Annotated in this window: 12 protein-coding genes and 3 pseudogenes; 4 read left to right on the top strand and 11 right to left on the bottom strand. The window is 44.6% G+C overall.

The window, feature by feature from the left end:
• Together ABUA47_RS11375 and ABUA47_RS11370 are read left to right on the top strand one after the other, a co-directional pair.
• Nucleotides 1-1,739: HAMP domain-containing sensor histidine kinase (locus ABUA47_RS11375; protein WP_349831611.1), on the top strand; the 1,739-nt coding region annotated here is incomplete at its 5' end.
• 40 nt (nt 1,740-1,779) lie between these two features.
• Nucleotides 1,780-3,291, top strand: a complete 1,512-nt coding sequence (locus ABUA47_RS11370; protein WP_034525493.1) for a glycoside hydrolase family 10 protein — start codon at nt 1,780-1,782, stop codon at nt 3,289-3,291.
• Between the two features lie 52 nt (nt 3,292-3,343).
• Here the strand turns inward: ABUA47_RS11370 and ABUA47_RS11365 are convergent, their stop codons facing one another.
• The 7 genes and pseudogenes from ABUA47_RS11365 to ABUA47_RS11335 form a co-directional block, all read right to left on the bottom strand.
• Entirely contained in the window at nt 3,344-3,913 is a 570-nt protein-coding gene (locus ABUA47_RS11365) for a chromate transporter (RefSeq protein WP_005835643.1), read from the bottom strand.
• A 63-nt stretch (nt 3,914-3,976) separates the two neighbouring features.
• Entirely contained in the window at nt 3,977-4,519 is a 543-nt protein-coding gene (locus tag ABUA47_RS11360; RefSeq protein WP_005826309.1) for a chromate transporter, read from the bottom strand.
• An 845-nt stretch (nt 4,520-5,364) separates the two neighbouring features.
• Nucleotides 5,365-5,676 carry a helix-turn-helix domain-containing protein gene (locus tag ABUA47_RS11355; protein WP_004295270.1) on the bottom strand — a complete coding sequence of 104 codons (312 nt, stop codon included), beginning with the start codon at nt 5,674-5,676 and terminating at the stop codon, nt 5,365-5,367.
• 8 nt (nt 5,677-5,684) lie between these two features.
• Complete coding sequence (locus ABUA47_RS11350) at nt 5,685-6,149, bottom strand: IS5 family transposase (protein ID WP_005650024.1); 465 nt, start codon at nt 6,147-6,149, stop codon at nt 5,685-5,687.
• Nucleotides 6,103-6,378, bottom strand: coding sequence for a transposase family protein (locus tag ABUA47_RS11345; protein WP_033890980.1), 276 nt, complete (start codon nt 6,376-6,378; stop codon nt 6,103-6,105). The genes ABUA47_RS11350 and ABUA47_RS11345 overlap by 47 nt, the downstream gene beginning before the upstream one ends.
• On the bottom strand, nt 6,326-6,580 hold the full coding sequence (locus ABUA47_RS11340) for a hypothetical protein (protein WP_005650026.1): 255 nt from the start codon (nt 6,578-6,580) through the stop codon (nt 6,326-6,328). The genes ABUA47_RS11345 and ABUA47_RS11340 overlap by 53 nt, the downstream gene beginning before the upstream one ends.
• Before the next feature lie 118 nt (nt 6,581-6,698).
• Nucleotides 6,699-7,015, bottom strand: a pseudogene (locus ABUA47_RS11335) (helix-turn-helix domain-containing protein).
• A 73-nt stretch (nt 7,016-7,088) separates the two neighbouring features.
• Here ABUA47_RS11335 and ABUA47_RS11330 point away from each other — a divergent pair.
• Nucleotides 7,089-7,265, top strand: a pseudogene (locus ABUA47_RS11330) (Ppx/GppA family phosphatase); the annotation flags it as partial.
• Between the two features lie 128 nt (nt 7,266-7,393).
• Nucleotides 7,394-7,522 (top strand): annotated as a pseudogene (locus tag ABUA47_RS11325) (transposase); the annotation flags it as partial.
• Nucleotides 7,523-7,732: 210 nt separating this feature from the next.
• On the opposite strand, the gene ABUA47_RS11320 reads toward ABUA47_RS11325, so the two are convergent.
• From ABUA47_RS11320 to ABUA47_RS11305, 4 genes are read right to left on the bottom strand one after another with little or no spacing between them, the layout of a single operon-like run.
• Nucleotides 7,733-8,269, bottom strand: a complete 537-nt coding sequence (locus ABUA47_RS11320) for a methylglyoxal synthase (RefSeq protein WP_004295275.1) — start codon at nt 8,267-8,269, stop codon at nt 7,733-7,735.
• A gap of 54 nt (nt 8,270-8,323) precedes the next feature.
• The gene (locus tag ABUA47_RS11315; RefSeq protein WP_007563471.1) at nt 8,324-9,133 is read right to left on the bottom strand and encodes an arginase family protein; all 810 of its coding nucleotides are present in this window, start codon (nt 9,131-9,133) and stop codon (nt 8,324-8,326) included.
• A gap of 16 nt (nt 9,134-9,149) precedes the next feature.
• On the bottom strand, nt 9,150-11,708 hold the full coding sequence (glgP, locus tag ABUA47_RS11310; RefSeq protein ID WP_004295277.1) for an alpha-glucan family phosphorylase: 2,559 nt from the start codon (nt 11,706-11,708) through the stop codon (nt 9,150-9,152).
• Nucleotides 11,709-11,729: 21 nt separating this feature from the next.
• Nucleotides 11,730-13,976, bottom strand: a complete 2,247-nt coding sequence (locus ABUA47_RS11305) for a cation:proton antiporter (protein WP_005944366.1) — start codon at nt 13,974-13,976, stop codon at nt 11,730-11,732.
• Between the last annotated feature and the right edge of the window lie 10 nt (nt 13,977-13,986).

Here is a 13,986-nt window from a genome sequence, read left to right as displayed (position 1 = left end):
ATAACAACTTGATTTCTCATTATTATCAGTTGGGGGACATTGACCAATTGAAAGCCGCAACCTATGAATATATGGACTGGTGCCGGAAATACCAACGGACACGAGACCGGTATATGGCGTGGCGGCAGTACATTCAGCGTCTGACGGAGAAAGGTATGCAGGAGGAGGCGATGGCTGAAACCGTCAGGCTCCATCAGGATGCCGAGCAAGCCCGGGACAAATACGGATTGGCATGTGGCGAAATGTGCATCGGGTATAACCATCGGGTCTTTGGAAACAACGTAAAACTGTGTATAGAGAATTACAACAATGCACTGAAACTTTTCGAGGAAGGCAGCTATTATCGTGACGCATACGTGGTGTTGCTTAATATTATCCAGACTTATCTTTCACGCAGTGAGTATGCAGAGGCCGGCGAGTATCTGAGTAAATTGTCGCAACTGGAGGACAAACTGGACCGTAAACAAGTCAGCATAGACCCTTCCCTGCACCTGCGTTTCTGTGAATTCAGGGTTATAGGCTTATTGGCCAATGAAGGTAGAAAGGCTACTGAGCCTTATATTGAGGAGACCGACCGCTTCTACCGTCAACATCCGAAGAGCTCGACGCCCGAAGCATGGTTTGGCTATAAGATAATGTGTTGCCGTATCCTCGGTGATTTGAAAGGTAACATTGCTTACGTGGATTCACTCATGGATTATCAGCATTCACTGGGGCTTTGCTATCCTTATAACCATTATATGAAAGGAGAACTGCAGGAACAGTTGGGCGATTATCGTGCGGCTTGCCGCAGTTATGCCAGATATGGCGCCGTGAGTGACTCCGTGCGTACGGCAGAAATGGATGACAAGCTAAGCAAATATACGGCACAGTTTGAAGTGGACCGGCTGAAGATGGAGAAACTGGAACTGAGTGCCAGATTGAACAAGGAAAGACTGATGATAGCCTTGGCCGTTGGCGGACTGGTATTGCTGCTCTTGCTGCTCATTACTTATCTGTATGTCCGTACCCTCTCCATGAACCGCAAGTTGGAAGCTGCACGCAGGGCGGTGGAAAAAATGAGCCAGGTCAAAAGTTCCTTTATACAGCATATCACCCATGAAATCCGTACTCCGTTGAATTCCATTGTCGGCTTTTCTACCTTGCTGGCTCAAGAGAAACTGGATGATGTGGAGAAGCGCGAGTATGTTGAACAAGTGGAGGGCAACAATACATATCTGTTGAGTCTGATGGAGAACATACTCAATATTGCGGATATGGATTCGCGAGTGTGGGAGATGCCGCGGGAGGAGATAGAAGTGGATGCGTGTTGCAAGGAATGTATTGAGGGCTTCCGCCCGGAACTGAAGCCGGGAGTTGAACTGGAATATGTGCCTGCTTCCGGTATTGCGGCCTTTTATGCAGCCCGGCAATGGCTGAAAATGGTGCTGGTGTCTTTGTTGGATAATGCGGTGAAGTTTACGGAAGAAGGTCATATACGCGTTTCCTGCGAGGAAGATAAGTCCCGACATGTATTGCGCTTCGTGATAGAGGATACCGGTATAGGCATCAGGCCGGACGAATCGGACCGTATTTTCGAACGTTTTTATAAAGTGGACACGTTTACCAAAGGGTCCGGATTGGGGCTTGCCATAGCCAATGAGATAATGGAGTTGGTGGGAGGCCGGATTTATCTGGATGACACCTATTGCGGAGGATGCCGCTTTATTGTGGAATGGCCGATGAAGGACAAACCTTAATTATAAACTATTTTAAGTATTAAAAAGCTGTAATTAGAGAATGAGAGTAAAATCCCTTTTATGTGTATTCTTCTTGCTGCTAATGGCGGGAGGAGTATTTGCGCAAGTGCAGACCGGGTCTGCCTATCCTAAACGTGAATTTCGTGCAGCATGGATACAGTCAGTAAACGGACAGTTCCGTGGAATGCCGACCGAAAAACTGAAGCAGAATCTGATCGGGCAGTTGAATTCCTTGCAGAAGGCGGGAATCAACGCCATAATTTTCCAGGTACGTCCCGAAGCGGATGCTCTGTATGCTTCCAGACTGGAACCGTGGAGTCGTTTCCTTACCGGAGTGCAGGGTAAAGCGCCCGAACCCTATTGGGACCCTATGCAGTTTATGATTGATGAATGCCATAAGCGTGGTATGGAGTTTCATGCATGGATTAATCCGTATCGCACGAAGACGACCTTGAAGAGTGAGTTGGCTCCCAATCATGTGTACAATATCCATCCGGAATGGTTTGTCACTTATGGCGACCAGTTGTATTTTGACCCGGCACTGCCTGAGAGCCGCCGGCACATCTGCATGGTGGTGAGCGACATCGTTTCCCGCTATGATGTGGATGCCATTCATATGGACGATTACTTTTATCCTTATCCCATTAAGGGAAAGGATTTCCCTGACGATGCAAGTTTTGCACGTTTTGGCGGAGGTTTCAGCAATAAAGGAGACTGGCGCCGGAGCAACGTGAATGTGCTGATTAAGAAACTGCATGAAACAATTCGTGAAATCAAGCCGTGGGTGAAGTTCGGGGTTTCTCCGTTTGGCATTTACCGGAATGAAAGCAGTGACCCGCTTGGCAGTAAGACCAAAGGCCTGCAAAACTACGATGACCTTTATGCGGACGTGTTGCTGTGGGCCCGTGAAGGTTGGATAGACTATAATATTCCGCAGATTTATTGGCATATAGGACATCCGGTTGCCGACTATGAGACACTGGTGAAGTGGTGGGCCAGGAATACGGAAAACCGCCCCTTGTTTATTGGCCAGTCCGTGATGAACACCGTGCAGAATGCCGACCCCAAGAACCCGTCGATAAATCAGCTTCCTCGCAAAATGGCCTTGCAACGGGCCTATCAGACCATCGGTGGCAGTTGCCAGTGGCCTGCCAGTGCGGTTGTAGAGAATGCAGGCAAGTATCGCGATGCCCTGATTGCCGAATATCATAAGTATCCGGCGCTGCCTCCCGTTTTCGATTTCATGGATAACGAAGCCCCGGCAAAGGTACGTAAGATGAAACCGGTGTGGACGGAAGACGGATATATTCTTTTCTGGACAGCTCCCAAGTATAAAGAGGAAATGAACCGTGCCGTCCAATATGTGGTCTATCGCTTTAATGACAAAGAGAAAGTGAATATAGATGACCCTTCCCATATTGTAGCCATCACGCGCGATAATTTCTATAAACTTCCTTATGAAGACGGAAAGACAAAGTACCGCTATGTGGTGACAGCCTTGGACCGTCTGCATAATGAATCGAAATCCGTTGGAAAGAAGATTAAACTTTAAAAATTAGGGATTAAGGATTAGGGATTAATCATTAACGTTTAATCCTTAATCCCTAATAAAGTATCAATCCTGCTATTCCACAAGCTACAATCATTCCTATCGGGTTCAGTTTATATTTCTTTGTGCCTATAAATGCCACGAGGAAGATGAGGCAGCTGATGACGAAGGAATATATGTCTTCTTTGGGAGAACTGAAGTTTTCCGAATTCATCAATACCAGCGCGGCTGAGGCCAGCAGACCGACTACTGCCGGGCGGAGCCCACTGAATACCGCTTCCACGGAAGGATGTTTCTGGTATTTCAGAAAGAATTTGCTGATGGTCAGCATCAGTAGGAAAGAAGGAAGCACCACGGCAAACGTAGCAATAATAGAACCTAAAATACCATAGCTTGTACCGTAGCAATCAGCTATCGTAGTATAACCCACATAAGTTGCCGAATTGATTCCTATCGGACCGGGTGTCATCTGGCTGATTGCCACAATATCAGTAAATTCCTGCGCTGTAAGCCAACCGTAACGGGTAACTACTTCACCTTGTATCATAGACAACATGGCATATCCGCCACCAAAGCCGAAAAGCCCAATCTTAAAGAATGTATAGAATAACTGTAAGAAAACCATGATTAGTAATTAATGATAAATGGTTAGTGATTAATGTTGCTATCCTTTTTAATTCTTTAATTTTTAATTCTTCGGACGTTGAAAACGTCCGAAGCAGTATCCTCCTACACCTGCCGCAATGATAATCCAGATGGGAGAGAAGCCCAACAGCCAGATGAGCAGTGCTGAAACCACCGGTATCCATATGTTGTATCGGTTTATCCGGGCCGATTTAGCCATGCTGAATGTAGGGGCTGCAATCAATGCAACCACTGCCGGGCGAATACCTTTGAATATACGTTCCACAATGGTGTTGTCCTTGAAGTTGTGAAAGAACAACGCTATGGCGAGGATGATGAGAAACGAAGGAAGTATGGTTCCCAATGCAGTGATTATGCTCCCTCGTATTCCCCGTAGCCGGTACCCTATAAAAATGGATATATTGACGGCAAGGATGCCCGGAGCGGACTGTGATATAGCAAGCAGGTCAATGAAATCTTCTTTGGCTATCCAGTTTCGTTTGGTTACGATTTCGTTTTCTATCAGCGGTACCATAGCATAACCGCCGCCGATGGTAAAGGCTCCTATCTTAAAGAAAATGGAGAATGCTTCAAGATATATATTCATATTCAAAATGTTGTAATTTACTTTAAATTCTTATCAATTTGATGGATTAATTTGAAAGACAAACGCTTATGGAAGTTCTGAAAAGTCTAAGGTAACGATTTGGAGATTGTGCTAATTTCAGTACTTTACAGTCTCATACTTATGAACAACTTTTATAGGACAAAGATACTATTTTTTTTGAATAAGAGAATAATTTCACAGGAAAAATAGAAATTTTATGGGGAAGTGTTCTGATAGCATGTCGTTGTAGATTGTAGGGAGGGGATGTAAAACGGCAGGCACATAGAATTTCCGATATTCAGAAAGCCGTATTCCCAAAATAGAGATTATTTTTGAAAGAATCACATAATCCGCTAAGAATAAAAGTTTATGCGGATCATCAAAAAACGAGGTAACGAGTTGGCAACCGTTCTGGTTTCTACATACTTGCATCAATTGCGTTGATGTGCAACTCACTTTATGTAAAGGTACGATTTTTTACGGAACATGCAAAACACCTTTGATTTTTCTTTTTTAGCAACCGTCAAAAACAATCTTTCGGTTTCATATCCCGGTCACAAAGGCGGTACAGTCTCTTTATGAAAAGTAAACAAAGGTCAGGCAGGATTGAAACAGACTGTTACGAGAACAGTCAGAAAAGGATTGCATACAGGAATTACAGTCTGATACCGGGCAGGGGACGACTTTGTGCCAAAGTCCAAAAAGAGGTTCTTTTTCCAGACGGCAAACTCCCTCACCTCTAAAAAACAGTCTGTGGCTGGCGCACGCAAACGTCCAGCCTTTATGCGGACAGTCTTAATGCCCGCAGCCTGTACAAGTGCGTAAAAAACAGGTAAATGGAATCTTCATCCGCTTCCCCGCGCCTTGCCGACACTCCTATATTCCCGTTCCAACACCTGCTCGATCTCGCTCCTCTTGTACAAGACCTTGCCACCAAGTACATAGTAAGGCAGCGTGCCGTTGCTCCGATACTCGCCCAATGTCCTGCGGCTGACTTTCAGCATACACGCCACCTCACTGTCGCACAGGTACACGTCTTCTTTTGGCGGAACCGCGCCATCTCCGAAAATGCCGTCAATCATCGCCGACAGCCGGTCGATACGCTCGTGGATGGACTGCATCCACGCATCGTCTTTCGTTTTCAATTCATTAAACATTATATAGATTAATTTGTTATATGACTCATTTTGTGACTGATTCTGAAGTTGTGTAATCCACAAGCAATAAGAATCACCATATCTTCGAAACCGAATTTATGGCATCTGAATCGTTCTTTGACAATACGGCATTTTTTCATACCACCTATGGCATGCTCCACTTTAATCCTAACTCCGGAAATCCGCTTGTTCTCTTGTTTTTCAACACAAGTAAGCTCTTTCCCTTTAGGTTTCTTTTTGGGCATGCATATTTCAACTCCATCCGGTTTGTGTCCGATGAAACCTGTATCCTGCCAGAGCCTAATACCTTTGGGAAGTAGAAGAGGTTCTTCATCACAAATCTTTTTGTCATGGACATGACCTTTGTATGTGGAGCTCAACCATACAATCCGAAGATTGTTAGTACATAACAGGTTATTCTTTATGCTATGAGTTTTTTTTACCACTATAGCATGCAGACTGCCAGTCTTCATCCAAAGGACGCTGAATAGGTCGCTCGGTTCCGTCCAACAAGACTTCTTCGCACCCTTGAAGAATGTGTATCAGACGTTTGGAGTTACGGTCAGGCAATTCACCAAGCGTTTTCAATGTACGCCGGAGAATCTCAGAAAGAAGGTGAATCCATCTATTGGCCTGGGGCTGGGTCATCTCAAACTGAATAGCATGGAGTTCCTGAAGGGGATTGATCTTCAGATATACCAATATGAAGAACATTTTGTCCTGAATCAGAGACAACACTGTTGTAAGATATACGTTGGCGCACTTTACCTTCCAAGGTAAAATGGCTGTAATATTCATCCCAATGGTACTTGAAAGTTATTAGCAAAGCGTCAAACTCTGCAGGAGTTAATCCTGTCGCAGCAAGCACTTGGCTATGACGGTGGCGAATCTTGTCGTAATACATCAATTGAACTTTTTAGATCACAAAGATAAATCAAAGAACGCTTTAATCAATTATTCGATATAAACTCTATTATACATACTGCTCATTTGTCTTTTGTTGATACTTCAGTTCAATTCCTTCAAATGGTGTGCCCCCTGTAGCGTGCATCCTTGCGTCTGTCCTCCACTTTCGTGACGATACGCTCCACGTCTTCCGGCAGGTAATAGGTACGGTTGCCTATCTTGGTATAGGCGAGCGTGCCGTTATCCCGCAAGGTCTGCAAGGTGCGCTTGCTGATTTTCAGCTTCAGGCAGACATCCTGGTGGTCGAGCCAGCCAGCCGTCCTCTTCACGCCTTTCAAATCCAGATGGGGATTCCCTCCACCCTATGTATGAACCGTTCGATTTTCATGGCAAATTCCTCGAACGCCTTCCTTTCAAAACATACGGTTTCCATAACAATCCGATTTTATGTTGATACTTCAAATTCATACCATCCGGAGAAACGGTCACTCGTGGTGCCGGTATAACAGCGCATGGAAGAATTTAATCTGAAAACTGACCGTGCAGATGTTATTGTTCCCGCCGCTGAGATATTTCTGATAATTGCAGGTATTGTCAAAGCTGAGTATATCCATGTTCCGGTCATTGGCTTAGCAGATGGTATTATTGACAATTTGTATGCCATATACCTGAAAACGGAATAAAAGGAATTGTGCATAGCTGTTTTAACTAGGGGATATTCAGTAAATCCTATAAAATTAGCCAACTAATTCATACTAAAAGTATTGCGAATTAGTTGGCTTTTTGTATCTTTAGGTATTTCCCCTAAAATTTTGAAGAACGATTGACAAATGCTTCAGCGGAGTCGTTCAATGCTAAAATCAAAGCTCTTCGAAGCCAGTTTAGAGGGGTGGCTGATCTGAAATTCTTCATGTTCAGACTGGCTAGGCTATACGCTTAAAGGAAAGCTTGCCAACCGGAAAAATCCGCTGCCCCTGGAAAAAGCAGCATAGCCAAAAGAAAATATAGCAGAACTGTAAAATATAAAAGAGTTTGTGCCAACGTTTTGACACAAACTTAGCAGATTACTATTCAGCTGATACCTATTCTGAAAGATGTAAACAACTTGTTTCTTAGATAGCCTTATAAATATTCTACTACTTATTACAGTTCATTTAGAAATGTTATTCTCACTTTTATTCCTCCGCTTTTTCACTTGCTCCACTGCTTCAGATATGATTCCCTTGTTTTCAAAACGCTGCGTGTAATTGGTGTAATCCGGGTGAATACGTTCGTAAGTTGGGTCAGTGAATAAGGGACTCGTAATAATGTGGTCCGCAGTCGAACGGTTACAGCAGAAAACAATATTTTCAACTCCAGCCAGTCTGGTCAATGCTTTCACATCCGTATCATGCGGCTGTAGTGTCATCGGATCTGTAAAAAAGAACAGATAGTCTATTTCTCCTTCTACGATCCGCGAACCAATTTGCTGGTCACCTCCTAAAGGACCAGATTTCAGGATTGTGATATCCCATTTGATTTCAGGATGTTTTTCTTCAAGGGCTTTTTTAATTAGTGTACCGGTTGTACCCGTACAATAGAATTTATGTCCTATCAGACGTTCCGAGTTCCAGAGAACCCACTCTATCATGTCTTTTTTCATTGCATCGTGTGCAACAAGTCCAATTCTACGAACAATTGTTTCCATAAAGCTAAATTATTTTATTTTTATATGATAATTATAATAACAAAAAAACTAATTCTATTGAAGGCCGGAGGATGACCGGATAAATCTGAGCAATTCTTTGTTTGCCTGGCTATCCATGACGGTTTCCCGTTTTTCTTCAAAAAGATTGAGTGTTGTGGAGCATTCCCCACAGATGTCAATGCCTACTACCTGTTCTTTCTGAAGAATAACAGCCAGCAGTTTCTCCAATTCCCATAAGCTGAGAGAACCTTGATCCCAGTTTGTTGCTGCCGAAGCCGGATTCAAGACATCCTTGTCTATGGAAATGTAAACCGGTCCGTTGATATGTCCGGAAGAAAAGTTCTGCCAACCCTCTTCGTGCATGAGCGTAGTTTCACTGTAAAACCGAACTTGTCTTTCATATCCTTTCGGCACAGCCTGTATCAGTTTGTCTGAAGAACCTACGATAATTACTTTCTTGCAGTTGTTGTTATGGTCCAATATATCCTTTACCCAACTTCCGCAAGAAAGTATGTTGTCAAACAACGGTGGCTGCATATCGGGATGGTGGTCGAACACAATCAGCGAAAACGGAGTTTCAAGTTTGTCTGTCCAGAATTTAGTCAAATAATGATAATTGCCTGAATCGATGAAATGGACTCCCTCCGCCGGATAATCAGCAATCATCCCCTTCAAAGCCAAAGCCCCCTCCCTGTCACAGTAGCCATCTGTACCATAAAGATGACGACAATCCAGCCATATAAATTTATTGTTCCAGGCAAACGCCTCGTAGTCATACACTCCCGTGAAGTTCATGATGATGATCGGCCATGCTATCCGTTTATCTGTTTTTTGATTTTGCCCGCTCATACGTTGTTTTTGCATATCCTTTTACTGTTCATTAAAACCATCGTACATAACAGAAATCTTGTCGGTGAGGTAACAAAGCATTCTTGGGATACATACGGAAGGCCTGCTTGAAGCTTCCAGCGTTGAAAATGCCGGATGTCGCCTTAAAGGTATATAAATTCCCATTCTTGGAAACCGGCAAAAGGGGAATAACCTCATATATGTGATCCTGACCGTCTTCACGCCTGATAATGACCGATTCTATTCCGATTGCGTCATCCAGGCCTTTCTCATCAACGACAACCGTCACCTCATATTCCTTTCCGGCTTCAACCGTGGCATTCAGCCCATTCCCTGCCTCTATGGATTTGATTTCTATGGCATCCCATCTGCTTCGGACGTTTGCTTTCCAGTCAGCCATCATTTTCGCCTTCGCAAAGTTGTCGGCTGCCAGAATGTGGAAATGCTCTGACAGTTTGTTATAGAACCTGTCATAGTAGTCGTCCAACTGTCTTTTCATGGTAAAATGGGGAGCGATTTGTGCGATTGAGTTCTTGATATACTTGACCCAGTCTTCCGAATAGTTCTTCCCCCCATGCTCGTAATACAGTGGCAGGATGTCATGCTCCAACAAATAATAGATGGCTTCGGCATCCAGCTGGTTTTGGTACTGTTCATTCTGATAAGTCCTTTTATCAGTCAGTGCCCATCCAGCATCCTTACGGTATCCTTCATACCACCAACCGTCCAGCACGGAGAAATTAAGCACACCGTTCATCAATGCCTTCTCGCCCGACGTACCCGAAGCTTCTGCCAACCGCGTAGGGGTGTTCATCCAAATATCCACCCCCGAGATAAGATGGCGTGCCAGGTCCATGTCGTAATTCTCCAAGAATATGATTTTACCTAAAAATTCCGGACGCCGGGATATTTCCACGATTTGCTTGATCAGCCCCTGCCCGGCACCGTCATTGGGATGGGCTTTGCCTGCAAAGATGAACTGTACCGGATATTTCGGATTATTCACAATCCTGGCAAGTCGGTCTATATCCGTGAACAGAAGATGAGCCCTCTTATATGTAGCAAAACGGCGTCCGAAGCCTATTAGAAGAGCATCGGGATTGAATCTCTCAAAAATGGAAACGCTCAATGCCGGATCAATCTGACTCCTGAGCCAGTCCTTGCTGCATTTGCTTTTGATATAGTCCAGCAATTTTGCTTTCTGTTTTAACCGGGTATTCCATATCTCTTCATCCGGGATGCCATAGACGGCCTCCCAGATTTTCTGATTGGACTGGTCGCAGAAAAAATTCTCATCAAAATTGTCCTTGAAAAGCTTTTTCCATTCTGCCGCACACCAGGTAGGCAGATGTACCCCGTTGGTTACATAACCCACATGGTTCTCTTCCGGGAAGTATCCCTTCCAGATCGGCGCAAACATTTGCTGGGATACCGATTTATGCAACTTGCTGACACCGTTTACCTCCTGGCAGGTCTTGCAGGCGAAGACAGACATGCAGAAACGTTCCTCCTTGTCTCCCGGATTGTGACGCCCGAGATCCATCAGGTTATCCCAGGTTATACCCAACTTGCCAGGATATCCCTTCATATATTTATTGAAAAGCCCTTCGTCAAAATAATCATGACCAGCGGGTACGGGAGTATGTACGGTATAAAGTGAGGAAGCACGTACCAGCTCCATGGCCTGCCCGAAATTCAAGCCGCCATTTATGTAATCACAAAGCCGCTGGATATTGATCAGTGCGGCATGCCCCTCATTACAGTGATATACATCTTTCGTTATACCTAAAGCTCTCAGCGTTATCATCCCGCCTATGCCAAGCAGTATTTCCTGTTTTAGCCGATTCTCCCAGTCGCCTCCATACAGATGGTGAGTGATAGGGCGGTCAAACTCGCTGTTGAGTTCATTGTCCGTATCCAGCAGATAAAGGGGAATACGCCCCACACTGGCTTTCCAGACATTGGCATGTACCACAAAACTGTCGGCATAGGGGACGTGGATTACCAGTTGTTTCCCATCCGGTTGCATTACCTTTTCAATCGGGAGCTGCCCGAAATTCTGCGCTTTATAATTGACTGTCTGCTGGCCGTCCATGGAAAGCGACTGGTCAAAATAACCGTAACGGTACAAAAGTCCTATGGCACAAAGGTCCACATTGCTGTCCGACGCCTCTTTCAGGTAATCCCCCGCCAACATTCCCAAACCGCCGGAATATATCTTAAGGACTTCATCCAAGCCGTATTCCATGCTGAAATAAGCTATTGACGGGCGCTGGTGATCCGGTTCCACATCTACGTATTTTTTGAAGGCGGAATAGACGGCATCCATTTTATAGACAAAGTTCTCATCATGTGCCAGCGCTACAAGCTTCTCATAATTTATCCGCTCCAGAAACAATACCGGATTCTGTTCCACCTCTTTCCAAAGTTCCGAATCCAAATCACAATACAGTTTCTTTGCGTCATCATTCCATGTCCACCAGAGATTATGTGCGATTTCTGCAAGTTTTCGCAGTTCTGCAGGAAGATGTGAACCTACTGTAATCTCCCTCCACTGAGGGGTATTTACATTATAACTTGAATATTCCATGACATTTTAATTAAATAAGTCCTAATCTTTATTCAGTCCTTTTATTATTTTTCGTTTACCGACAATCCATACCGTATCATTCTCCTTGAAAATTGTATCAGGGTCTGGATTCATAATATTCACGGTACTCCTCTCTATTCCGATAATGATGCTATCCGATATGTCTGCCTCCCGGATCGTCTTTCCGATCAATGGTGAACCTCCTTCGACAGGAAATTGCCCTATTTCCATCTCATCCTGCGAGGATGTTCCGTTCCCGTTCCTTTCTACCTTCTTTTGCTCCATGGATGTCCGGAAGCTTTCCAACTGTCGGTCCGTACCTACGACCGTAACCTTGTCATATGGATAGAGATGTTCTTCCCCTTGTGGTATATCTAGGCGTTTTTCTCCACGGGTGATTGAAATCACATTTATCTGAAACAAGGTGCGCAAGCTGCTTTCTTTTAATGTTCTGCCCACATATATGGAATCAGGGGATACTGTGAAATCCGCCAAATGTAATTCCTTGAACGGGATATTGCTGCCAAGGGTGGAGCCTGTATCACTTTCTGTAGAAAGTCCATTCCCGTCCGTCCCCTGAAAGTTTGCCATAAATTGTCTCTCTATAGTCAGCGACCGTTTCTTGATCCGCTTGGAAAAATAAATGACGGCAATGATAATGGAAGAGACTACCAACCCGGCTCCCAAGGCAACATTGAAAAGATGGGTAATGATACTCATCATGATAATCGTGCAGATCAGTATTTTGACAAGTACTATTGATACCAAAGGCCCTCTGTTGAACTTGTTGTCCGTCCAGAGTTTACGGAACTCGGTTGAATTGTTCCTTTTCATGATGATGGCCCATAGAAACGGGGATATGACAAGAAAGATGATGATGAAGCCCAACAAGTTCCCTTCCATTCCCGGCAGACTTTTCCTAATCAAAGGATGCACATAGGAAAAATATAAAGTGATGAAAAAAACGCATACGACCAGATAGAGTGTGACAGACACCAGCATAGACCGGATCAGTTTATGCCAAGTACCCTGGTGTTTTACAGTCATTGCCCCGGACGTATAGTGTACGAGATAATCTTTCAGGGATTCAGGCATGTGGATGTCTATAAACCGGTATGCTGGTTCCGAAAGCCGTATCATATAGGGGGTAAGAAAAGTCGTTATGACAGATACTGCCACTATGACCGGATAGAGATACTTGTCCGTAACATTCAGACTGACGCCTAAAGATGCGATGATGAATGCGAATTCACCGACCTGTGTCAGTGAAAAGCCGGACTGTATGGCAATTTTCAACGGCTGGCCGGAAAGCAAGACACCAAAGCTCCCGAACAGTACCTGACCGGACAGTACCAGCAATGTCAGGATGAAAATAGGGACGGCATATTCCCACATCATGGCAGGATCGATCATCATTCCTACCGACACGAAAAATATGGAAGCGAACAGGTCTTTTACCGGCTGTACGATATGTACGATTTTTTCCGCTTCAACGGTCTCTGCCAGCAGGGACCCCATGACAAAGGCTCCCAATGCGGCAGAAAATCCCGCTTTTGTCGCAATCATCACCATTCCCAGGCAAAGTCCCAGAGAGGTTATCAATAAAATCTCGTTGCTGGTGAAACGGCGTATCTTCTTCAGCAGGGTAGGTATCAGATAGATACCCAATGCCGACCAGAAAATCAGGAAAGCGGCCAGCTTCAATATACTTTCCAGCATCTCCTTCCCTTCAAAATGTTTGCCTACCGCCAACGTGGAAAGAACAACCATCATCACTACAGCCACCAGATCTTCGATAACAAGAATCCCCAAGACAATGCCAGTGAATTTCTGTTGGAGAAGTCCCATGTCATTGAAGGCCTTGAATACGATGGCCGTGGACGACATGGACAACATTCCACCCAGAAAAATACTGCTCATGTGGGAGAACCCCATTGCATTCCCCGCTGTATAACCTATGAACATCATGCCACATACAATAGTGACAGTGGCAACGATAGCCGTAATGCCCACATTTATCAATTTCTTGAACGAAAAGTCCAGTCCCATCGCGAACAGCAGAAAAATGACACCGATGTCCGCCCATATTTTGATATTGGCAGGATCGGAAACAGTCGGGACCAGAGAAACGGAAGGACCCGCCATAATACCGGCTACAATGTAGCCCAATATGACCGGTTGCTTCAGCCACTTGAAAATGACGGTTACAATACCGGCAATAATCAGAATTATGGCAAGATCCGATATTAAAGGAGCAACTTCTGACATATTAACGGTT

This window comes from Bacteroides sp. RTP31139st1_H2_RTP31139_211217 (assembly GCF_040227615.1).
Lineage (GTDB): Bacteria > Bacteroidota > Bacteroidia > Bacteroidales > Bacteroidaceae > Bacteroides > Bacteroides uniformis.
The sequence above is the reverse complement of the archived record's forward strand: the minus strand, read 5'-3'. Positions and strand labels throughout refer to the sequence as shown.

Bases quoted from the DNA above. Each gene is read 5' to 3' on its own strand.
- ABUA47_RS11315 (WP_007563471.1), bottom strand. From the start codon at position 9,133: ATGCAAAAACAACGTATGAGCGGGCAAAATCAAAAAACAGATAAACGG.
- ABUA47_RS11305 (WP_005944366.1), bottom strand. From the start codon at position 13,976: ATGTCAGAAGTTGCTCCTTTAATATCGGATCTTGCCATAATTCTGATT.
- ABUA47_RS11350 (WP_005650024.1), bottom strand. From the start codon at position 6,149: ATGAAGACTGGCAGTCTGCATGCTATAGTGGTAAAAAAAACTCATAGC.
- ABUA47_RS11320 (WP_004295275.1), bottom strand. From the start codon at position 8,269: ATGGAAACAATTGTTCGTAGAATTGGACTTGTTGCACACGATGCAATG.
- ABUA47_RS11370 (WP_034525493.1), top strand. From the start codon at position 1,780: ATGAGAGTAAAATCCCTTTTATGTGTATTCTTCTTGCTGCTAATGGCG.
- ABUA47_RS11355 (WP_004295270.1), bottom strand. From the start codon at position 5,676: ATGTTTAATGAATTGAAAACGAAAGACGATGCGTGGATGCAGTCCATC.
- ABUA47_RS11340 (WP_005650026.1), bottom strand. From the start codon at position 6,580: ATGTATTACGACAAGATTCGCCACCGTCATAGCCAAGTGCTTGCTGCG.
- glgP (WP_004295277.1), bottom strand. From the start codon at position 11,708: ATGGAATATTCAAGTTATAATGTAAATACCCCTCAGTGGAGGGAGATT.
- ABUA47_RS11365 (WP_005835643.1), bottom strand. From the start codon at position 3,913: ATGGTTTTCTTACAGTTATTCTATACATTCTTTAAGATTGGGCTTTTC.
- ABUA47_RS11360 (WP_005826309.1), bottom strand. From the start codon at position 4,519: ATGAATATATATCTTGAAGCATTCTCCATTTTCTTTAAGATAGGAGCC.